Here is a 20887-nt window from a genome sequence, read left to right as displayed (position 1 = left end):
AGTGTAGGAAAATCGCAGCGTCCAATGCGTCAAACCCGCGCGCCGTGCGGGTTCGGATTAAATGAAAAGGCTCCTAGAGATTTGTAGGCAACACGGAAACGACCGATGTGAGTCATTCGTCAAGAGGGTGGCGCAACGCAGGCTTATTAGCAACTGGCTTCGTTGTCTCAGCATGCCGGTCAGCAGCACCATGTATCGGTATTCAGTCGTCCGTTCCTAAACTAAAGCAAGGCTAATGGATTGACCGGCGAACCTGCGCCGCCGATGATATTTAGCGGGCTCATCATCAGGCAAAACCTGTACTTGCTGGTGGAGGCGCAGTAGTCGGTGTGACCGAAGCGCTTAGTAACATGAATTAATTGAACCAACGGATCCGAGCCTAGTGTTCGAGCGTCCTGTTCCTTAGCCAAATCAGCACCGCTAATCGCCAGCACCTCCTTATATCGCGCGGCATCGCGTCGTGTCCACTTTTACCGATCGATAATTTTTTCCTGTGTTTGGGAACTTTGCCGCATTTTACAAAGCCTGCCATGATTAGTCAATGCTTTTTGGTATAATCTGCACCTTGACAAGCCACAAGACCTAGCCAGCAAGGCGACGGCCCACGACCGCCAAGGCCGTTCAGGTACCCGTGCTAAATCAACAGGTTTACGAACATCTAAAACAAAAAAATCCTTGACCACCAACTGCCGCCGGGAAAAAAGCTCTTGATCGATCAACTCTCGCGGGAACTAGGCTGCAGCATCAGCGTAGTACGCGAATCCCTTTTTCAACTAGCCAGTGAACGGCGCGTCTTTTATCGGCCCAACCGCGGATTCATGGTTGCACGGCTTTTGAGCTAGTTATTGGCATGTCCGAGGGGTGCATCGAGCATTCCGTCATTATCGAAGCACTCCGTGCCCGAGATGCCAACGCCGCCCGCCAAGCGATATCGCAACATTCGGACAATTAGTTGGCCCGATTCCAACCATATCTTGCAAGTCCTGGTTAAAGCCCCACCGGCTTATGTCATCCAACGCAACAGAAAGCAGACCTGTCCCGCCCGACGCGAGCACATCTTCTATTCGCTGGTTACTTTCTGATATAGCCCAATGTCATTTCGGACGAACCTTATACCTGAGGACCGGTCATCCGTCTATGAGCAGGCTTTAGGCTGAAGTGGCCCCCTCTACATCTGCACCACGAGCGGATCCGTCAACCCGGGAGCAACACACCACGCCGTCTCGTCGCAGATGCTTGCGATGCTCCTAATTTTTTGCCTATATTTACCTTCCTGCATTGACACAATATTCGATGATGTCTCATACTGCCTTTGTGATATCTTACCACGCTTGCCATAACTTACGTGAATTCATCACGCCACTATTTGATTTAGATGTCTAACAACAACACGCCAGTAGGTTAACGCGACGAAACACTCATTGCGTTAAATTACCACAGTTCGGTGTATGGGAAGTTCTTCTGCCAATTTAAATATGACTTCTGAAAGAGGCGATCCATTTGGCGGCCAATGTCTCCTCCCAGACCGGTCGGTCTCGGTCTCTGTCCCTTCTTAAGCGTGGTCAATGGACGGTAACACTCCTATTATTGCTTATCGGCACAATTGACTATATGGACCGGAGCACCCTGTCCATCGGCAACCCCTTGATACGTAGTAGCTTACACTTATCCGTTGCGCAGATGGGTGTATTGCTCTCGGCTTTCTCGTGGAGCTACGCGTTGGCCCAATTGCCGGCTGGCGGCTTCGTAGACCGTGTCGGCCCCCGACGCTTGATTGCAGTAGGAATGACAATTTGGTCATTAGCACAGGCAGCTTCAGGATTCGTAGTCGGGTTGGGCCAATTTATTTTCGCTCGCATCTTCTTAGGAATTGGGGAAGCGCCTGTGTGGCCTGGTGGGGCTCGTAGTGTAAACAGTTGGCATAAAGTCCGAGAGCGAGGTCGCCCCATCGGAATCTTTAACTCCGCATCCACTCTAGGTCCAGCCATAGCCTCGCCGATCTTAACAGCAATCATGCTCGGAATCGGATGGCGCGGTATGTTTATCGTGATGGCCGTGCTGGGCTTTATCGTGGCGGCAATTTGGTATTTTGTGTATCGCAATCCTCAAGAGACTCAAATTGACACGGTCGACCAGATTGAGCTCCGCAAGGGAGATACCCAGGAAACAAGTCAAGTCCGATTCATTCAGTGGCTGCGCATGTTCCGGTATAAAGAAACCTGGGGTATGATCTTCGGGTTCTTCGGAACGGTTTATCTTTTATGGCTATACATCACCTGGCTTCCGGGATATCTCGAGTTGGCTCGCCACGAAAGCATTGCAGCTACAGGCTTGTTGTCGAGCATTCCCTTCGCCTTAGGCTTTGTCGGTTCAATCGTCGGAGGGCTTGTGTCAGATTGGTTTGCGAAGCGAGGCGTGAGTCCGATCGCCAGCCGCAAGTACCCATTGGTCGCAGGGCTCTTCGGAATGGCCGTATTCACGGTTCCGGCTGCGTTAGTACACAGTGCAGTCTGGGCAGTAGTCTTTATATCTCTCGCGGAATTCTTCGGCAACATATCGAGTGCCACAGCCTGGGCATTGCCGACCGCCGTTGCACCGCCGAATTATGTGGCATCGTTGGGAGGAATGCAAAACTTTGGCGGATATTTTGGAGCTTCGCTTGCTCCAGTGGTCACAGGGTTATTGGTTGCAGCAAGCGGCGGATCATTCGTATCAGCCTTAATTGTGGGAGCTCTAGTGGCGGTAGCTTCGGCTCTGGTGTATGCCATTTTGGTTCGCAAACCAATATCGGGCGAGGGACTTGAGGTTCCTTTGACACGCGCTGCTAATCATATATAGAAAAGACCCACATCGTGCCAACCAGGAGGTGTTTAGTGAGAGACCTCAGCGGAATCATCTGTCCAATGTTAACGCCGACTACTAAAGAAGGCGAGATTGCGGTAGAAGGCGTCACACAGCTTGTCCGTTATATTTTGGACAGTGGCTGTCAAGGCGTCATGATTGCTGGCACAACGGGAGAATTTCCGTATCTCTCTGACGATCAGTGGCGCATCCTGGTCCAGGTTGCCGTCAGTGAGGTCGGCCGAACCGCTACAACCGTTGTAAATGTATCTCACAACTCGCTACCGAGTGTCCGTATGCGAATGGAGTGGGCAAGCAACGTTGGTGCTGACTACATCGCCTCAGTTGTGCCGGGGTACTTTCCCTTAACGGATGAAGAAGTAATTCGGTACTATGCGACATTGGCGAGAGAAAGTCCTCTACCCGTCATTGTCTACAATATTCCGCAACGTACCGGTGTGGATACACGTTCCGTTATGAAAGAACTATCTCAAACGGAAAACATCATCGGGATGAAAGATTCCTCAGAAGATCGTAGCACGCTGAACCAAGCGCTAAGCCAACTGACTAATCCTTTTCCAGTAATACTCGGAGCGGACGATCCGACTGTATTGCGCGAAGTGCCCAACGCAGTCGGGATCGTTCCTGGCCTCGCGAACGTGTTGCCGGAGTTGTACTCCCGATGGTGGGCGGCACTCAAAAACGAAAATCTTGACGAGACAACGGAATTTCGCAATCACATCCGGTCGATGATCGAGTGCTATGCAGCAGGACAGGGAAGCGTAGCGTATATCCAAGTGCTTAGGGTGGCCATGGAACTCATCGGTGTGTCAGTCGGTGATCCGTTGTTTCCCGGGTCACCCGCACCACGCCCATTATTAGAATTGGTTCGCGAGCGCTTACAAAAAATCGAGAGCCGTCCCATCTAACATCGTCGACAACACTGAATCGCGCAGGCCAAGGGTGTAAAGTGTTTAGACTTGAGTCAAGTGCACAGACATCTGAAATTCGGGGCAATGCAAAACCATTTAAACGGTCCCCATCCTCTGGAACGAGAGAATTGCCACCGGGGGGTTCCCGGGTCAAGGCTACCCTTCGGGCGGTTACGCCGACCTTGACCGCTCCTCCCGGCCGGCCAGAGTCTTTGACCGCCCCCAAGGATGGGACTCAAAGATCGCCCATTCCACCGCCGCCCGTGTGGGCCAGTGTTCCCGATAAAACCTTTTTAAGGTGGCTGTGCCAGGATTCGATACACGCATTATCCCAACAGTTGCCTTCCCGACTCATACTGGGCGTCATGTAATACTGGGCCGATCGTCAAACTGGCGCGTTTTCCATCTAATCCGGTGCCACGTTACTCATCAGATTCCCCTTAATTAATGCAAGATAATACGGATTACGAACTCGAAAAAGCCCACCCCGACTTGCGAAGGTAGGCCTCTTTCTACTAATCCGTTGAAATAGCCGGATTCAGTTCATCGTCGCTGTCGTCTGGGGGAATCCGGTTCCCCACCGCAGTGCGGACTCAAAATTGCGGCAGAAAGTCTCCGTGTTCTCGGAGGTAATCATCTAGTATTTTCTTTGCAGTGGCGAACGACGGAACCAACGGGTGACCGGCCAATGCATCCAGCGCAAGACGGTAATCGCCCTCGGTCGCAGCCGCCACTGTTTGTCGCTCGTATTGCTTGACCGATTCGACTAATCCCGCGACACTTGGTGGAAGAGGCCCTACAGCCAACGGCCTTAGTTGATTATTGGTCACCATCGTTGGAACTTCCACGACATCGCCCGCCGAAATACCCCCAATGGCCCCGTTATTCGGCACGTTCAAGATCAATTGTGCCATGTCCCGTTGAAGTACCGCACTGATAATCCCCAGCGCCACTTCTTCGTATCCTCCCGAAAACACCTGTTCTCCTGCGCGATCTTCGCGCCCCTCTACCCGACCTTCGAACTCGCGTTGCATATACGTTTGATGCCGCGTGCCAATAGTGCGGGTATATGCGTCCAGTGCCGACGCATATTGTTTCTTTGGCATCAACTCACGCAACTGAATCATCAACGCATTGTTAAGCGCCTCAATTTGCTCGCCTCGGGTCTGTCCTGAGGATACGATGTTCCGTACGGCCTCGCGATTGGAGTAGTAATAATATAGGTACTCACTCGGCAACAGTCCAAGACCTCGGACGAGTTCAGGGTCGAAACACCCGAATTCGGCATCGTTAGCACTGAGTTCCTCGTAATGGTCTATGATGTAGGGCATCTGATCCTTGCCGTCGACCAAAACGCGGGAAATCCATCCCAAGTGATTTAGCCCAAAATACGAGACTTCCACGTCGCGGTTGTCTTTACCTAAGAAGGTCGCTAACCGCCGCTTCATCCCCGAGGGGGAATCGCAAATCCCCACTGCCTTGATGTCGACCGTAGACAATGCCTGTGTAATAATCCCAGCCGGATTCGTGAAGTTCATGAACCATGCATCAGGAGCATATTGCTTTAAAGCCTTCCCGTACTCAATCATAACCGGAATGGTGCGCAAGGCCATCGCAAAACCGCCGGGGCCCGTAGTTTCCTGGCCAATCACGTCGTATTTCAGCGCTACTCGTTCATCGATTACCCGACTTCGGTCTTGACCCACCCGTATCGCCGCAAACACAAAATCCGTGCCCGCAAAGGCCTCTTTTGTGTTGTCTGTATAGACTAGCTCAAACGGTTGTCCTGCTTGTTCAACAATATATTGGTTCAGACGACCCAAAAGTTCGATGCGCTCCGTATCGTTATCGAACAGTACAACACGGTCAAACATTTGACGTTCGTTTGCATGGGCCAATCCGTTGATAAACAATGGGGTTCGGAGCCCACCTCCGCCAAGAATGGTTAGTTGCACGACAATTCGCCTCCGTTTCGAGTGTGGATTTCGGGTCAGCGCCAACTATGTCATCGCGTCGCCCCGCTTTCCTGTACGCTCAGCCAATCCTTGAGCGCTTCAAGCGATGGTGACGTGCCATTGCCACCCAAGCCCTTGGTCGATTCACTGCCACAAAAGTTTCCCACACGAACCGCCTCCGAGGCGTCCATCCCCCGAATTAACCCGTATAGCATTCCCGAAGCAAAGTTGTCGCCAGCACCGGTGGTATCGCGAACCCGGTCAACACGGGGAGCCTCTACTACCTGCGGCACCGCTGATCGCAGCTTCAAGAGTGCACCCTCAGGTCCCAACTTTACGACGACAAAGGGTATAATCGACCCAAGCTGCTCCGCTGCACGGGTTGCCTCCATTGACCCCGTAATCGCTTGGGCTTCTTTGAGATTTGGCATGAACAAGTCCGCCAAGGCGATCACGCTCTTTAATTCCTCGCTCTTAAGCCACGCCTCATCCCAACCGACGTCCATGGAAATGCTCATGCCCTGACGCTTCGCCACCCGGGCCACCTCGGCCGTCCGATGGCCCGCCCCTAGATGCACCCACTTCGCGTTGACCTGTTCAAGCGCGTGGACCGCATGGAGCGACAACCCCTCAACATCCATGCCCTCTTGGTAGGACAAAAACGCCCGATCCCCACCGTGGTTGATCGCTACCGTGATACTATAAACTGGCCGCTCAGCGCGAAATAAGAGGCCGGTGTCGACTCCTTCCCGAGCCAGCATTTCCTCCAATAGCCGGGAAATCGCATCGTTGCCAAATGGAGCGATCAGCGCGACCTTGAGTCCAAGTCTTGCCGCTGCCACCGCCGTGATGTATGCTGCTCCACCCGCGAAGGCAAACGACCCTGCGTACACCTCCTCTCCCGGCTCGGGCAGATGGGGTATATCCGCATAAACCATATCTGCAAACGCAATTCCATACACAATGAGGTCATACATTAGCTGCCGCCTCCTGGGACTTGACTAAATGACAGGCCACCTTATGATCCGGGGTCAACATGTGATCCACCGGCATCACTTCGCGACATTCCGGCATCGCATAAGGACATCGGGGATGAAAGTGGCATCCACTCGGCAACTGCGACAAATTGGGCGGCTCGCCCACAAGAGGGATCCGCTCGTTCCGCTCACCCCGAAGTCGTTTCGGATCGGGGACCGCCGCAAGTAACATGCGGGTATACGGATGCGTTGGCTCATCGATCACATCATCTGTCTTGCCATACTCGATCACCCGCCCAGCGTACATCACCAAAATATAATCCGAAATGTATCGTGCGCTGGCCAGATCGTGTGTAATAAAAACAAAGGACAACTCATTTTCGTCCTTTAAACGCTTCATCAAATTTAAGATCCCGATGCGGATAGAAACATCCAGCATCGAAGTCGGCTCATCTGCCAAAATAACTTTCGGTTCTACTATGAGGGCCTGAGCAGCCACAAGTCGCTGACGCTGGCCTCCCGACAACTCGTGAGGCCTCTTATCTAAATAGTCGCTAGCTGGAGTTAGTCCCACGCTTTCCAAGGCTTCGCTAGCGCGGGCCTTGATTTCGGCCTTGGGTACCTGGACCAAATTCCGTAAAGAACGTTCAAGATGATATCTGACTGTATAATAGGGGTTCAGCGCACTGAACGGATCTTGAAAGATCATCTGGACATTTTTGCGATGCTGTCGCTTTTGATGAAATGCCATACGCTGTGGCACACGTTGCCCATCAAGCCAAATTTGGCCAGATGTTGGCGGAAGAAGACCTGCTATAAGTCGGGCAACGGTGGATTTTCCACTACCACTTTCTCCGACAATCGCGACCACCGACCGTCGTTGGAGGGTAAAGGTGACATCCGAGACAGCACGGATGCCGCCCACGCCTCGAACACCGGAATTAAATACCTTATGCAAATTCATGACCTGTAATACTGGATTATTGTCACGACTCACTTGGAACCGCCCCCTTCTCCAGCAAGTGGCATTTCGCGTGATGAGCCGCGCCAACACCGATCATTCCCGGTTCCTGGCTATCGCATTTAGAAAGCCGTTTCGGACACCGTTCGTGGAAACGGCATCCCGAAGGAGGATGTGCCATTGACGGTGGCGAACCGCCAATCCCCACTAGTTCACGGCTTTCAAACACTGAGGGGAATGCATCAATGAGTCCTTGTGTGTAAGGATGAGCCGGTGAGACCAACAGGTCGTCGGAGGATCCCTGTTCCACCAATTGCCCAGCATACATAATGGCAATGCGGTCTGCGATCGACAACAGCAACGACATATCGTGGGTAATGAATAGGACAGAGAACCCTAGTTTTCTCTGCAGGTCCTTGATTTGCTGGATGATTTGCTCCTGAACCACCACGTCGAGGGCCGTCGTGGGTTCGTCCATGATAATAAGCTTGGGGTCCAACGCCAAGGCCATAGCGATCATCGCGCGCTGACGCATACCACCAGACAGTTGATGCGGATAACTGCTAACTCGATCGGGATCAACCTCGACTAACCGCAACAACTCCCGTGCACGTTGTCGGGTTTCGACCGATCGCTTTCCTTGATGACTCCAAATCGCATCCTCAATTTGCTCGCCAACAGTCAAGACCGGATTGAGTGAATTCATGGCCGACTGGGATACCAAGGACACTTGATCCCAGCGAAATTGTCGAAGTTCCTCCCCCGAAAGGCGTAAGATGTCCTGCCCCTTGAACAAAATCCGACCGTCGCTAACAAAGGCATTATCAGGCAACAACTGTGCAAGGGCCATTGCAAGAGTAGATTTCCCGCATCCCGACTCCCCTGCGAGTCCCACAATCTCTCCTTCTCCGATAGTCAACGAGACGTCCTGAACCGCTCTTACGTCGACGTCTCCATGATACGTGACACTGACGTGGTCAATTTGGCACAACACGTTGCTCATAGGCTAACCCCTTTACCACCCGTCTGCAGGTTTTTGCCCTGCTTCTTCACCAGCCGTCCTACCCGGAATGCCCTCAATCTCGGGTTTGTAGACTCGTCGATAGAATAGTTAAGCAAGGCTAATCCTGCACCTAAAATCGCAATTGCGAGTCCCGGAGGAACAAACCACCACCATGACCCAGTCAGGATAGCGCCGTCGTTGTTGGACCAATACAGCATGGAGCCCCAACTAACTTGGTTCAAGTTACCCAACCCTAAGAACTCCAATGATGCGGCCGATAAAATCGCATAGACCACGGTAAATAGGAAATTCGCAAACACCAACGAAGTCATATTGGGGAGAATCTCCTGAAACACGATGCGAAACTTTGATTGCCCAGCCATGTCCGCCGCTTCCACGAACTGCAAGGATCGCATCGCCAGTACCTGCGATCGGAGCACACGTGCGCCCCAAGCCCAACCCGTGACAGCTACAACAATAATGATCGGTAGATTCCCGCCCAAGGTGATATACGCGGCCAGTACAATCATGAGGGGAAGGCCCGGTATGACCAAAAAGACGTTGACTAGTAACTGAAGTGCCTCATCTACCCATCCTCCGATGTACCCGGACAACATTCCTATCAGCATTGCCAGGATGGTCGCAAAACCACCCGCCAACGCTCCAGTCACCAAGGACGCCCGCGTTCCCCAGACAAATTGGCTAAAGACATCCTGGCCTTGGTCAGTGGTACCGAACAAGTGATGTAGGCTAGGTGGTTGAGACGGAGTGAAATTCTGATCGGTCGGTGAAACATGCGTTAATACCGGAGCAAAAATGGCAATCAGCACGAACAGGACTACAATGCCAATTCCCACGGCGGCCTTGGGGTCCGACAAAAACTGTCGAAACCGCTTCATTCGTCCACCCGGAACCGTGTTCGGAGTCGTTGCAGTCGGTGTTGTGATCATCAGGGCTTACCTCCAACTATTGATTTTGCGCCCGCGGGTCCAACCGAACATACAAGATATCTACAAGAAAGTTGGCCAACAAGACCCCAACGGCGATCAATAGCAAAGTCCCTTGCATTAGGGGGTAGTCATCAGCCTGAACTGCTTGATAGAGTGTGTACCCCAAACCGGGATAGGAAAACACCACCTCGGTCAACAGTGCTCCGCTCAACACAAAGCCCAAGGACATGGCAAACCCAGTCATGTTTGGCAAAATCGCGTTTCGTGCTGCATATCGAAACATGATGCGACGAGGTTTCAATCCCTTGGCGCGTGCCGTGGTAATGTAATCCTGTCCCATCGTAGTGATCATGTTATTCCGCATGCTTAAGAGCCACCCGCCAATGGAGCTAACCACAATGGTCAAACCCGGGAGAGCCGCATGATAGAGAATGTCGCCCCAATTCGACGGACTCCAACTAGCGTTGCCGCCCGAATACGCATGCGCCAACGGAAACAACGGGAGTCTAAACGCCAAGATATAAAGAAAAATGAGGGCTAGCCAAAAATAGGGAAAGGCAGCCGTAAACGTAGAGACAGTCGGCGCTACAAGGTCGAGAATCCCTCCACGCCGCCATGTAGCCAGAACTCCTAATAGTGATCCAACGACAAAGCTAATTACGGTAGACACACCCATTAGCAAGAGGGTCCAGGGAAATGCCTGAGCCAACACCCGGGACACTGGTTCGGGATACATGGCTAATGAAATACCCAGATTGCCGTGGACCAATTGCCCCAGATATATGCCGTATTGTTGAACGAGACTAACATGGTTGTTTAGCCCAAACGCCTGTGTAAAAGCGTGAATGGCCTGAGGGTTAATGCGGCCGCGAAATTTGGCCACCATAATCTCGACCGGGTTGCCGGGCATAATCCGAGGCATTAGAAAGTTTAGTGTCACAGCTACCCACAATGCGACAATGTAGAAAACCACCTTACGGAGCAAATACTTCATGGCTTTCCCTCCAGATGAAGCCAGGCGGTTCAACGCCGCCTGGCTTCTCGCGTTTATCGCTTCCGCAGTTGCGCTTCAACGTACATGTTGTCAATGGGTGACGCCATTGCTGCATATTGGTTGTGTGCGCTCGGAAATCCTGTAAAATCCGTGTTGTTGTATTGCTCCCACGCAGGAAAATCCATCAACGGAATAACCGGAAGATCTTTCGCCATGATTTGTTCGATTTTGTCGAGCGTTGCTTGCTGAGCCGATTGCGTAAACTCCTGCGTGTACTGCTGAAGAAGCGCGTTAGTCTGGGGGTTAATCCATCGCTCATAGTTGCTCGTGGCCGAATGGCCGATTGGAGCCGAAAACGAGCTGTTTAAGAGCGTATTGTATTCGAAGTAGGGACCGGGACCGTATGTCGTAAAGTATACTCCGAGCTGGAAATTGCCGTTCGACAAGTCGGAGAGAAACGTGGACGGCGACGGCGTCTGAACAGTCGCATTAATGCCGAAGTTATCGAGTTCTTTTGCAATGATTTGCGCATCGGACACCCAGTCGGTCGCGCCTGACTCGGCAATAATGTTAGCCGATACCGGTTGCCCTTTCGGGTCAATCAACTGATTCTTGGAATTCCAGGTATATCCGGCTTTCTTCAGAATTGCTCTCGCTTTCGAAGGATCGTAAGTCATGGGATTTTGACTTACAATCGATTGATCGATTACCGGCTGATCCGCCTTGGATTCAGGCAACCCCGTCGCATTCGCTGGGGTTTCGTAGTTATACTCGCCCCGGGATGTAATGGCTTTCCGATTAATCGCATAGCTCAATGCGCGCCGAAAAGTGACACTGCTGAACGGATATACTGCATCATTGGTGAACAGAACGTTTTCGGAAATGGGCGGGAACCAGTCAAAGTAGTGTTGCGGATCCCGGCTTAACAATGTCGTCTTGATGCTAGGAACAAACTGGGTTGCGATCGAGAAATCGCCCTTGACCATAGCTAAACTCGCGCTGTTGTTCGACAAGTACAGGGGAATCTTGAGGGTATCAATATGCGGTTCACCCGGGTTCCAATAATGCGGATTCTTTTTCAAGACAATTAACGACGTGGAAAAGGATTTGAGGAGAAATGGCCCGGTTGTCACTGGATTAGTGTCCGTGTAGCTGGCCGGGTTGGAGACCTTGCTCCAAATGTGTTCGGGCACTATGGGTGTGTCTCCCGCAATCCAATATAAGTCGGCCTCATTGGGGCTCTTGAGATTGATTACAACGGTGTATTTTCCTTTGGCCGACACGGATTGGATAATATTCGACAATCCGTTTAGATCGATACTGGGATTTTTCAAAATCATGTCAAAGGTGAAGACCACATCGTTGGAGGTAAATGGTTGGCCATCAGACCACTTCACGCCTTTTCTCAAGGTGAACGTGATTGTTTGGTGGTTGTTGGAATAGCTATACGAGGTTGCCAGCTTTCCCGTGATTGTACCCGTATAGGTGTTGAAGTACAACAAGGGCTCATAGATTTCGCTAAAGGCACTCGATATCATGGCATTCGACGGCGACCACGGGTTGAAGTTGTCCACAAATGGACTATTAGGTGCCTCCACGAACGTTGCCGTGTTGCTCGATGATCCTGCTGAGGCTGGGCTACCAGAGCTTCCACACCCGGCTAACAGCAACGCAGAAGTTACAACGCCTCCTGCCACCGCTAAGCCACGGATACCCTTTTTCATCTTTACCCTCCATTCCCAACGTTAAGACAAGAACCAACATTCATGTTAAATTAAATCCATAGGGAATACCTTGTCAATACGTTTAAATGTCTATAACTATAATCATCCGACTATTCATTTCCGCATATGACTACTTGGAATATAATTTAAATTACCGAGAACGTCGCTTCGGTCACAATTTTCGCTCTGTCCCCGCGAACAATAGCAATCGAAACGTACAAGGGACAGCCATCGCCATCGTACAGCACGGCTTGGTCCCTGATTGCTAGGTCACCCTGGCTGCAACCCAACAAGGTTGCGTCTTCTGCAGCCAATATGATCGGTTCATATGTTTCCACAGCCCGGGATAGTATTGCACGGCTTTTTACTGGAATTAATGTAAGCAACGAATTGCTTTTCACTTCAGATTCAACGATCGCCTCTTTAAGACTTCGAATGAATACTGTCTCCACGACCAGTGGTGTATCGTTCGCACTAATAACCCGCTCAATAATGTCGACAGTTCTCCCCCCTGGAATTCCTAATAGGCGCGCCACGTCCCAAGGCGGTTCGGCTGCCGTGATAGACAGGACTTCAGTTCCCGGTCTCAGCCCTTTGTTTGCAATGTCGGACCGGAATCCGCTGGCCAACAAAGGAATTTTAGGAGTGCACACCGTGGTCGATCGTCCGGGCGCTCTTTCGATGAGTCCGCTTCGGTCTAATTCGTCCAGAGCCCGGCGAATGGTTCCGCGTGACACACCATATATCGCACAGAGTTCCGTTTCGGACGGAATTGATGACCCGGCCGGAAAACGGCCGTCTCGAATTTTTTCTAACAAATCCTGCCGGATTCGATAGTACTTTGGAATATAACGCAGGGTCTGCTCATCCAAGGTATTCACGGAGAACCTCCGTTCTATCATCTGCTACGATCCCCAGAATAGACAATGTTATCTATACAATCAACAACTTTGGGACGACGGCTATAGACCACAGACTAGGAACCCAATTTGACGTCCATGGCCTACCCCCTCAGACCATGATGTCATCCATTAAAACGTATAACCTCGTCTTGTGCGATGATAGAAGGTAGGGGGTTAGAGCCTATTGAGGAGATTTTCATGGGCATCCTATGGCATGTTCTTCCTTTCTGGCGTTTCGGCGGTTCTCTTAGGCGCCGTCATGCCAGAATTCCTCCAACACTATCGGGCCACATATGCTGCCGGAGGACGTATTGTATTGGTCCAAGCAATAGGGTTCATAATCGGGGTCCCTCTATCGACACGTCTTGCTAACCTGTTACCTCGACCTAAGGTGTTGGCGCTATCAGGACTGACCATCGCCGTGGCGCAGGGCGCCTTATTGACTCTTCCGCAATTTAGATGGATTTACCTGGTCGTGATATGTAATGGTCTGGGTGTCGGGGCCCTCGAAACACTTGTTGCGCCTTCCATTCTTGAGACCTTTCCTCAACAGCAAGCTATATACATGAGTCGGTTAGAAGCATCTTTTGGTCTGGGAGCACTGACTTTGCCCGCTCTTACGGGCACTCTAATACTGTTAGGGCATTGGCAATTATCCTTTTTGGCAACTGGCCTTTTAAGTTTATCCCTCGCCTTCTGCTGGTTCCGCATCACGATGCCCGAACCCTCAAGCGAGACCGCCACTCAACGTGATGCTCCCATGTCTAACCCACCGCGCTTCCTCCAAAGAAGCACCAAGATATTAGTTTTATCGTCGTTTCTTTTCACGACTGTCATATACGTGGGATTAGAAGGTAGCATCAACAATTTCCTACCGGCACTCTTTCTAGCCGGGTTCAAAGCGACCGCCGTCGCGGCTACCCTTACCTCAAGCACATTTTGGGCCTTTATGGTCCTAGGTCGGCTTGGCATCCACTGGGTTGCCCAGCATCTCCGATATGACCAGTATCTTTGGGTGTCCGTATCAGCCACGGTCGCTTCCTTAGCTATTTTGGCCAATGTACGGTCATCCGGGATTGGCTTCCTTCTGGTAGCAACGCTCGGATTAGGTATGGCAGCGATCTATTCGTTGTTTCTCGTGTACGCGAATCACACATTTCCGGGTCAAACGCAGAGCATTACTAGCGCCATTCTAATGATGTCAGGACTCGGAAATGCGATATTTCCGGCGACTTTCGGATACGAAATGGACCGTCTCTCTATACACGATACATTGATACTATTAGTTGGTGTAGCTTCGCTCATATGGATAGGGCTTTTCACAATTTCCTTAGTATTACGTATGCTTCGCGCCCGGGATAATCGCCGGCATTCTACGAGTGAGAAAGGCTACATGTAATCCAACTTCTGACTAGCCCGCCCCCCAACCTCCCCCGTTGCATCTTCATACAATCCTGACAACCTTAAGAACCCGCCTCACTTGTCTGTCGTTTGGGAATCCAACTGTGTTCCCTGGCATAATGCCATCCTTGCAAGTCACCTAATTTAAGGAATCCTCACGTGTTCTCTTCGGGTGCCAACCAGTTGGAACCTCGACTGGTTCAACCTGCGCAGTAGTTTAAACAGGATGGTCTATCTCCCACCCAAGGCCGAACCTGCCTAGTAACTTTATGGTTCAACACAAAAACATTGAGTGCCTTTTATTGCGCATAACAAATTCTGGTATATCCCACAGGAGTCCTTTGAGGCCTTCGTGAAGTGTCCAATTGATTTTCGCTGCAAGCTCTCAACTTATATTACCGACCCTTAAGGAGGGGACGTTATGAAGGCTGTTGTATACCACGGACCGTTTGAGGTGGCCGTCGAGGAAGTGCCAGAGCCCAAAATCCAGCACCCCGCTGACGCCATCGTGAAAATCACGACGACCTGTATTTGTGGATCAGACCTCCATATGTATGAAGGCCGCACCGCAGCAGAGCCCGGCATCATCTTCGGGCACGAGAATATGGGTGTGATTGTTGAGGTGGGATCCGCCGTAAGCCGCCTGAAAGTTGGCGACCGCGTCGTCATGCCATTTAACATCGGCTGCGGCCACTGTCAAAACTGTGAAGCGGGATTTACGGGTTTCTGCACGGAGGTGAACCCCGGATTCGCCGGCGGGGCGTACGGCTATGTAGCGATGGGGCCGTATCCGGGCGGGCAAGCGCAATACCTTCGTGTGCCGTGGGCGGACTTTAACGCCTTAGGCCTGCCTCAAGGGGAAGAGAACGAGTCCGACTTCGCCTTGCTGGCCGATATCTTTCCTACCGGATGGCACGGCGTGACGCTCTCCGGATTCCAACCGGGAGAATCTGTCGCCGTATTTGGCGGTGGTCCAGTCGGCCTCATGGCCGCCTACAGCGCCGTCCTGCGTGGAGCATCGGAGGTGTACGTTGTTGACCGTGTCGCTGAGCGACTGGAAAAGGCTCGGTCAATCGGCGCCATCCCCATCAACTTCGATAAAGCGGACGCTGTCGATCAGATTCTTGACTACCGGCACGGTGCGATGGTCGACCGGGCGGTCGACGCCGTAGGATACCAGGCTGTCCAAAACGGGCGAGAGGTGCCCAACACGGTACTCGTCTCGATGGTTCGGGTGGTACGGCCAACCGGCGGATTGGGGGTTCCCGGACTCTACGTGCCATCCGACCCAGGGGGCGCCGATCCCCAGGCCAAAGAAGGATTCCTCTCGTTTCCGGTGGGTAAGTTCTTCGAAAAAGGCCTCAAGATGGGAACGGGCCAGTGCAATGTCAAGAGCTACAACCGCTATCTCCGGGACATGATTATAGCGGGAAAGGCTCGTCCTAGCTTTGTGGTCTCGCATGAAATCGCACTGGACGAAGCGCCCGCGGCCTATCAGAAGTTCGACAAGCGGGTGGAAGGCTATACCAAAGTGCTGATTCATCCCAACGCGTAATGGAAGCGGGGCGCGAGCCCCGCTTTTGCCTGAGGTCAGTGAAAAAACAGTTGGTAGAGCTTAACGGCCAAAAATACTTGGGTCAGGTTGTCAGTTCGTCTAAGGTCGATGCCTAGAAGATTCTCCACCCGACGAATTCGATACAGCACCGTGTTCGGATGTACGTACATCGCTTCGGCTGTCCGAGCAATAGACTGATCATGTTCCAAATAGCTCATTAGCGTATCGAGGAGCCCTTTGGACTCGGGCCGCATTAAGGGCCCCAATATGTGGCGCACGACCGAATCGATGCGCTCCGGCGGCAACCCGCCAAAGAGATACGCCCAACGTCCCTCGATGCGGTCATTAATCAATCCCTCAATTCCGGCACTTTCCGCAAATCCCATCGTGGCGTACACCTCTTGCAATCCTTCGGGAAGCCTGGTCCAATCGGCAAGCATGGTGCGATAGACCCGGATCGGTGTGTCCGGATTGAGCTCCTCCCAATGGCGCAGCATGGTTTCGGCATCTTCACGCGTTGACCGTTCAGAAGCGACCGTTGTGATACGGATTACCCCGTTTGGCGTAAAGGCGATCCAAGGAAAGGCCCCAGTATACCGCCATGTGCGGCTGATGATGAATCGCCTCAAAACATCCATTCGTTGAAACGGTGTAGCCGCGACTTCATAAGCTTGCATTTCAAGAGGATGGTCCTGTATGGGAAAATGGCAAAGCGTCAGAAGACGCTCAACGTCTGGCGTAATTCCCCTGTCCTCAACGAGTCTCAGCTTCTCACCGCGTCGTTCCGCTTCAATTTCCGCCCACTCCCGGAGCTCCGTCAACACCATCTCGAGCCGCAAAATCAACGCATCAAGTTTGGGATGGCTTAGAATATGTTGAAGATCACAATCGGATACAACAACGCCAATTCGCTCGTCCAGCCGCTCAATCGGATTTTGATACCGAAGCCCCGGTCCCGGACGACTGCGCTGGCCGGGGAGCGGAACCCGCCACGCATCCATGATAACCGCACTGCCCGGGACCTGACGTTCCCACTCTGCGACCACCTCGTGAAGGTGCCCGAGGAGACGCTTTCCGCGCATTTCCGCTTCGCGGATCAGCGGTTCCCAGTACGTCGGGTTGGTGTCTGGTTCATGCCAACGTCGCGACAATGCCATCCCTCCACCCAAAAGGACCATCCTCTATGACCATCAGCGCTTTCTCAGGTCGTAAGCGGCCTCAGCTGCCGTTCTCGCTTCACTGGCGCCGCCCCCGGTTGCAAGCACCATGGCTGAGGCCACCGCACCTTCCAGAAACGGTGCATCCACCACCTCGATTGGGACATCGGCGCCACAAGCGGATTCTTCCAGCAAAATCACTGAACTTCCCATATCCCCGAGAGCCACGATATGGGTCGCTCCTCTATCGGAAAGGCGGCGTATCTCGGCTTCAATGGTGGCCAGATCCACCCCAAAACCGGAAGTGCCGCCCGCCGTGCCGACCACCACATCCGCACCTGCAAGCTCTGTGATTAAGTCACGCACCGCCGCGGCCACCCGGTCCAAGTGCGACACGAGAAGAAGTGCGATCACGAGTCGACCACCTCGGCTAGCGCCTCCCACCAAAGCGCGGTCGAGAGAGACCCGGGATCGACATGGCCAATGCTGCGGCTTCCTAGGTATGCCGCGCGTCCCCGTCTGGCCTGAAGAGGCCGGGTTGCTTCGGCCGATGACATAGCCTGAGCAGCGACGTCGCCCACCGGGGCTCCGCTCTCTAACGCCGTGACGGCCGGAATCCAGACATCCATCATCGTCTTGTCTCCGACCTCGGCCTTCCCCCGCGCCCTCATTTGGTCAATGCCCCGGCTCAACGCTGCCAAGGCTGTTTCATGATTCATCTGCGCTTCGTCCGGCAACACGGTGGAAGCGCTCACCAGGGCCGATCCCCAAAGGGCCCCTGACGCTCCTCCCACGGTGCTCAAAAGCCGCATGCCCACCATTCGACACGATGCCCGCAGCGATCCCGAAGGCTTCAGCTCCTCGACGACGCGGCCAAGACCCCGGGCCAGATTGGTCCCATGGTCGCCATCACCAATAGCCGCATCCAACTGATTCAATTCATCGCGCTTGGCGGTTACCTTGTCATAAAAAGCGCGCCACAGTGCAACGAAGTCCGATTCAGTCATGCGCCACCCCCTGCCTTAATGCCGGCGTGTCTGAAGGAGCATCCAACAGTTCTTGAAGCCTGTCATCTAGACTCAGAAGGGTCAGCGAAGCGCCCTGCATCTCAAGCGAGGTCATATATTCTCCCATCCAAATGCGGCGAAGGTCATGACCCTTGTCCTGACTCCAGTGCGCCACTTTTCGGGCTAAAATGGCCAGTTCAAGCATGGGCGTGCCGCCCATCCCATTAATCATTGCCGCAAGCCTCGCCGGCGAATTAAGGTCCAAATCCGACGACAGGCGGTCCAGCATGGACTCGGCTAACTCATCAGCTTGACGGACCGATTCACGCTGGATGCCAGGCTCCCCGTGAATCCCGATGCCCATCTCCAGTTCATTTTCCTCAAGCGTAAAAGTTGGCGTGCCATTGGCGGGAACTGTGCACGGCGTGAGTGCAAACCCCATCGAGCGGACCCGAGAAATGACCGATTCCGCAACGGCTTTGACCTCGGCCAGCGAGGCGCCCCGTTCGGCAAGGGCGCCTGCAATCTTATGCACATAGATCGTGCCGGCAATGCCTCTCCGCCCGGTCGTGTAAAGGGAATCCTGAACGGCAACATCGTCATCGACCGTCACGGAGGCCACTTCGATGCCTTCTGCCTCGGCCAGCTCACGCGCAATATCAAAGTTCATCACATCTCCGGTATAGTTCTTGACGATGAGGAGAACTCCGGCACCGTGGTTGGCCGCTCGAATCCCTTCGAGCACTTGGTCGGGGGTCGGTGAAGTAAAGACCTCGCCGGCTACCGCTGCATCCAGCATCCCGTACCCTACATATCCGCCGTGCGCGGGCTCGTGGCCGGATCCGCCGCCGGACACCAGCCCGACGCGTCCGCCTTTCTTGGGCACAGCCCGCGCCAAGACATTGGTATTGGGAATCCGGCGCACATAAGCGGGGAACGCCAAGGCCATCCCGTCCAAGGCCTCGTCCACGACATCCTCAACGCGATTGACCACCTTTTTCATCTTGGCCGGCCCCCCCCTTCCCGCTGAACCCAGTCCCGCGAACGTTCGACCGCCTGCTGCCAGCGCCCGTACAATGCGTCGCGATCGGCCTCACTAATTTGAGGGGAGAAGGTCGCCTCCACTGCCAGGGTCTTGGACAGCGCATCCCGGTCAGGCCAGAGCCCGACCGCAAGTCCCGCTAAAAACGCGGCGCCCATGGCCGTCGTCTCAGTCACCGCGGGCCGTTCCACGCGACAACCCAAAATGTCCGCCTGAAACTGGGCAAGAAACGCATTGTTGATGGCCCCGCCGTCTACCCGCAACACGTCCACCGTTTTGCCGCTGTCTTGGATCATGGCACTCAAGACGTCGCGCGTTTGGTAGGCAATCGATTCCAACGCCGCGCGGGAAAGGTGGGCTCGATTGGTGCCGCGCGTAATGCCCACAATGGTCCCGCGCGCGTAGCTGTCCCAATACGGCGCTCCTAACCCGACGAAGGCGGGCACCAGGTAGACGTCGCCTGTATCGGGAACCGAGAGTGCCAATGCCTCCGTCTCCGCGGCCTGCCCGATAATCCTCAGTTCGTCGCGAAGCCACTGGACCACCGCGCCTGAAACAAAGAGCGATCCCTCAAGCGCATACTCCACTTGTCCGTCGATGCCCCACGCGATCGTGGTCACCAGTCCATTTTTCGACGGCACAGGTTCCTTTCCGGTGTTCATGAGGAGAAAGGATCCGGTTCCATAGGTGTTTTTCGCCATCCCCGGCGAATAGCATCCCTGCCCAAATAAGGCCGCCTGCTGATCACCGGCGATGCCCGCTATCGGGATCTCCCGACCGAATAAATCGATGGTGGTGTGGGCTACCACTGCCGAGGAGTCTACGACCTGAGGGCAAACGGACTCGGGGATATTGAGAATCTGTAAGAGCTCCGGATCCCATTGCAGCGAATGGATGTTGAACATCATTGTTCTTGAGGCATTGGAATAGTCCGTCACGTGAGTTTGGCCGCCCGTCAGCTTATAAATCAGCCAACTATCCACCGTGCCGAAGCAAATCTCGCCCCGCTCCGCCCGCTCTCGAAGTCCGGATACCTGGTCCAAAAGCCATGCCACTTTGGTACCGGAGAAATAGGCGTCCAAAATCAATCCCGTCTTTTGTTGAAAAACTTCTTGGTATCCCTGCTCGCGCAGCCGGTCGCAATATTCCGCGGTGCGCCGGCACTGCCAAACGATCGCGTTGTGGACGGCCTTTCCTGTTTCCTTGTCCCACATAATCGTCGTTTCCCGCTGGTTCGTGATGCCAATCGCTTTAATTTGGCCGGCATCGACTTTGGCGTTTTTCAAACAGTCTTGAATGGCCGACCACTGAGAAAACCAAATTTCCTCCGGGTCATGTTCAACCCATCCCGGCTTGGGGTAGTACTGGGTGAACTCGCGCTGGCCAACGGCCACCGGTTGGCCATTGACGTCAAACAAAATAGCCCGCGAACTGGTCGTGCCCTGGTCCAACGCTAAAATGTATTCGTTGCTCATGGACTTCTCCT

19 protein-coding genes are annotated in these 20887 nt (G+C 53.4%); 6 read left to right on the top strand and 13 right to left on the bottom strand.

Translation table 11 applies throughout. From position 1 onward, the window contains the following. Positions 1–671: 671 nt before the first annotated feature. From HIJ39_RS25135 to HIJ39_RS07875, 4 genes are all read left to right on the top strand, one after another. On the top strand, positions 672–842 hold the full coding sequence (locus HIJ39_RS25135) for a GntR family transcriptional regulator (protein WP_420824567.1): 171 nt from the start codon (positions 672–674) through the stop codon (positions 840–842). Positions 843–850: 8 nt separating this feature from the next. Beyond that, positions 851–952, top strand: coding sequence for an FCD domain-containing protein (locus HIJ39_RS25130; protein WP_169098412.1), 102 nt, complete (start codon positions 851–853; stop codon positions 950–952). A gap of 548 nt (positions 953–1500) precedes the next feature. Beyond that, a complete protein-coding gene (locus HIJ39_RS07880; RefSeq protein WP_207711540.1) occupies positions 1501–2838 on the top strand; it encodes an MFS transporter in 1338 nt (445 codons plus the stop codon). A gap of 35 nt (positions 2839–2873) precedes the next feature. After that, on the top strand, positions 2874–3770 hold the full coding sequence (locus tag HIJ39_RS07875; RefSeq protein ID WP_169098411.1) for a dihydrodipicolinate synthase family protein: 897 nt from the start codon (positions 2874–2876) through the stop codon (positions 3768–3770). A 596-nt stretch (positions 3771–4366) separates the two neighbouring features. Here HIJ39_RS07875 and HIJ39_RS07870 read toward each other — a convergent pair. The 8 genes from HIJ39_RS07870 to HIJ39_RS07835 form a co-directional block, all read right to left on the bottom strand. Then, on the bottom strand, positions 4367–5728 hold the full coding sequence (locus HIJ39_RS07870) for a family 4 glycosyl hydrolase (protein ID WP_169098409.1): 1362 nt from the start codon (positions 5726–5728) through the stop codon (positions 4367–4369). A gap of 50 nt (positions 5729–5778) precedes the next feature. Further along, positions 5779–6705, bottom strand: a complete 927-nt coding sequence (locus HIJ39_RS07865; protein ID WP_169098407.1) for a carbohydrate kinase family protein — start codon at positions 6703–6705, stop codon at positions 5779–5781. Next, a complete protein-coding gene (locus HIJ39_RS07860; RefSeq protein WP_207711539.1) occupies positions 6698–7702 on the bottom strand; it encodes an oligopeptide/dipeptide ABC transporter ATP-binding protein in 1005 nt (334 codons plus the stop codon). The genes HIJ39_RS07865 and HIJ39_RS07860 overlap by 8 nt, the downstream gene beginning before the upstream one ends. Then, a complete protein-coding gene (locus HIJ39_RS07855; protein WP_169098405.1) occupies positions 7692–8669 on the bottom strand; it encodes an ABC transporter ATP-binding protein in 978 nt (325 codons plus the stop codon). The genes HIJ39_RS07860 and HIJ39_RS07855 overlap by 11 nt, the downstream gene beginning before the upstream one ends. Then, positions 8666–9619 (bottom strand): ABC transporter permease, encoded by a 954-nt coding sequence (locus HIJ39_RS07850; protein ID WP_169098403.1) that lies wholly within the window; start codon positions 9617–9619, stop codon positions 8666–8668. Before HIJ39_RS07850 ends, HIJ39_RS07855 begins: the two co-directional genes overlap by 4 nt. A 16-nt stretch (positions 9620–9635) precedes the next feature. Continuing rightward, positions 9636–10613 (bottom strand): ABC transporter permease, encoded by a 978-nt coding sequence (locus HIJ39_RS07845; protein WP_169098401.1) that lies wholly within the window; start codon positions 10611–10613, stop codon positions 9636–9638. Positions 10614–10666: 53 nt separating this feature from the next. Next, positions 10667–12337 (bottom strand): ABC transporter substrate-binding protein, encoded by a 1671-nt coding sequence (locus HIJ39_RS07840; protein ID WP_169098399.1) that lies wholly within the window; start codon positions 12335–12337, stop codon positions 10667–10669. Positions 12338–12483: 146 nt separating this feature from the next. Beyond that, complete coding sequence (locus tag HIJ39_RS07835) at positions 12484–13218, bottom strand: UTRA domain-containing protein (RefSeq protein WP_169098397.1); 735 nt, start codon at positions 13216–13218, stop codon at positions 12484–12486. 235 nt (positions 13219–13453) lie between these two features. Here HIJ39_RS07835 and HIJ39_RS25125 point away from each other — a divergent pair, with 235 nt between their 5' ends. Beyond that, complete coding sequence (locus HIJ39_RS25125; RefSeq protein WP_420824566.1) at positions 13454–14638, top strand: MFS transporter; 1185 nt, start codon at positions 13454–13456, stop codon at positions 14636–14638. A 423-nt stretch (positions 14639–15061) separates the two neighbouring features. Next, positions 15062–16195, top strand: a complete 1134-nt coding sequence (locus HIJ39_RS07825; protein WP_169098393.1) for a glutathione-independent formaldehyde dehydrogenase — start codon at positions 15062–15064, stop codon at positions 16193–16195. 35 nt (positions 16196–16230) lie between these two features. Here the strand turns inward: HIJ39_RS07825 and HIJ39_RS07820 are convergent, their stop codons facing one another. The 5 genes from HIJ39_RS07820 to glpK are packed head-to-tail and all read right to left on the bottom strand — an operon-like array spanning position 16231 to position 20876. Then, complete coding sequence (locus HIJ39_RS07820; protein WP_169098391.1) at positions 16231–17346, bottom strand: PucR family transcriptional regulator; 1116 nt, start codon at positions 17344–17346, stop codon at positions 16231–16233. 39 nt (positions 17347–17385) lie between these two features. Continuing rightward, the gene (locus tag HIJ39_RS07815) at positions 17386–17766 is read right to left on the bottom strand and encodes a PTS sugar transporter subunit IIA domain-containing protein (RefSeq protein ID WP_169098389.1); all 381 of its coding nucleotides are present in this window, start codon (positions 17764–17766) and stop codon (positions 17386–17388) included. Then, positions 17763–18359: a dihydroxyacetone kinase subunit DhaL gene (dhaL, locus tag HIJ39_RS07810; protein ID WP_169098387.1), complete on the bottom strand. Its 597-nt coding sequence runs from the start codon at positions 18357–18359 to the stop codon at positions 17763–17765. The genes HIJ39_RS07815 and dhaL overlap by 4 nt, the downstream gene beginning before the upstream one ends. Further along, a complete protein-coding gene (gene dhaK / locus HIJ39_RS07805; RefSeq protein ID WP_169098385.1) occupies positions 18352–19362 on the bottom strand; it encodes a dihydroxyacetone kinase subunit DhaK in 1011 nt (336 codons plus the stop codon). The genes dhaL and dhaK overlap by 8 nt, the downstream gene beginning before the upstream one ends. Beyond that, positions 19359–20876, bottom strand: coding sequence for a glycerol kinase GlpK (gene glpK / locus HIJ39_RS07800; RefSeq protein ID WP_169098383.1), 1518 nt, complete (start codon positions 20874–20876; stop codon positions 19359–19361). Before glpK ends, dhaK begins: the two co-directional genes overlap by 4 nt. Positions 20877–20887: the final 11 nt, after the last annotated feature.

Origin of the sequence: Sulfobacillus harzensis (assembly GCF_012933365.1) — a bacterium.
GTDB classification, from domain to species: Bacteria; Bacillota; Sulfobacillia; order Sulfobacillales; family Sulfobacillaceae; genus Sulfobacillus_B; species Sulfobacillus_B harzensis.
The sequence above is the reverse complement of the archived record's forward strand: the minus strand, read 5'-3'. Positions and strand labels throughout refer to the sequence as shown.